2 protein-coding genes are annotated in these 1,496 nt (G+C 69.9%); both read left to right on the top strand.

What is annotated here, in order from left to right; genetic code table 11:
* Window positions 1–1,189, top strand: a 1,189-nt coding sequence (istA, locus tag VEC57_14845; protein HYC00413.1) for an IS21 family transposase, incomplete at its 5' end; no start/stop codon positions are given.
* The coding region (locus tag VEC57_14840) for an ATP-binding protein (GenBank protein HYC00412.1) at window positions 1,186–1,496 on the top strand (311 nt) is incomplete at its 3' end. The genes istA and VEC57_14840, both read left to right, overlap by 4 nt.

The raw sequence follows: 1,496 nt of genomic DNA, 5'->3' as shown, positions 1-1,496 counted from the left end.
GATCGCACGGCTGCTGGGCGTCTCCGAGAGCACGGTCCGCTATCACCTGGCCCGGCAGGCCGCCGGCGCCAGCGACCGGCGCGCCGACCAGCCGCAGCGCGCCGCAGGCGTGGCCGAAGCGATCACGCAGTACGTGGAATCGGTCGGCGCCGGTCCCGTCAACCTGGCCGAGCTCCACGACTACCTGGTCAACGAGCACGGCTACCAGGGCAGCCTTCGTTCGGTGCAGCGGTACTGGAAGCGCAACCTGCCAAAGCCGCGGATTCGAGCCCGGCGCCGCGTCGAGACGCCGCCGGGCGCGCAGGCGCAGGCCGACTGGGCCGAGTGGCCGCGCGTCCGCATCGCCGGGCAGCAGGTGTACGCCTACCAGTTTCACATGCGGCTGAGCCACAGCCGCTACGGCGTTACCGTCTGGTCGCCGCGCAAAGACCAGCTCGCCTGGCACGACGTGCACAACGGCGCCTTCCGCCGCATCGGTGGCGTTGCGGCTTCGGTGCGCATCGACAATGAGCGCACGGCCGTCAGCTGCGGTGCCGGTCCCTGGGGCGAGCTCAATCCGAGCTACCGCCGCTACGCTCGCGCCGTCCGCTTCCACATCGACCCGTGTCTGCCGCGCAGCCCGCGGCACAAAGCCAAGGTCGAGCGCGGCATCCGAACCGAACGCGGCTGGCACCAAGTGCTGAGCCGGGACTGGGAGTCGTGGGAGGAGCTTCAGGCATGGAGCGATGAGCGCACGGCGCTGGAGGCACAGCGGCGCATCTGTCCGGCTACCGGCACCAGCGTGGCCGAGGCGTGGGAGGCCGAGAAACGATTCCTGACGCCGGTGCCGCTGCTGCCCGAGCCGTTCGACATCGCCGTCACGCGCGTAGTCGCCGATGACTGCACGGTGTGCTTTGAGGGACGCCGCTACTCAGTCCCATTCCGGTTGGTGCGCCGGCGCGTCGACGTCCACGGCTGTGCTCGGCTGGTGCAGGTCTGGTTCGACGGCGAGGTCGTCTGCCAGCACCCGCGCGCCGGGCGCGAGCGCATCGTGCTGGACCCGCAGCACTACGAGGGGGAGTCCACCGACGACGTCATCGCACCGACACCGCTCGGCCGCATGGGCAAAGCTCTGGCGGAGATCGCAGCGATGGCGCCGCAGCAGCGGTCCGTCGATCTTTACGCCAAGCTGGCGGCGGTGGCGCGATGAGCCGCTCCAGTCAGCCTTCGCTCGACATCGACGTCACGCGCAGTCGCCTGGAGCGCCTCGGCATGGTCCACGCCTGCGAGCAACTCGAGGCGATGCTGGCCGATGCGGTCAAAGCCGAGCTGGCGCCGCACCGCTTTCTCGACCAGGTACTCGAGTCCGAGCTGGCTTGGCGCGAGGAGCGGCGTGTGCGCACCTCGCTGCGGCTCTCGGGTCTGCCCACCGGTCAGACCATCGGCAGCTTCGACTTCAGCTTCCAGCCTTCCATCGAACGCAGCCGCATCGAGACGCTGGGGACGTGCCAGTGGAT

This window comes from Candidatus Limnocylindrales bacterium (assembly GCA_035626395.1).
GTDB lineage: Bacteria > Desulfobacterota > Binatia > UBA1149 > CAITLU01 > DASPNH01.
The sequence above is the reverse complement of the archived record's forward strand: the minus strand, read 5'-3'. Positions and strand labels throughout refer to the sequence as shown.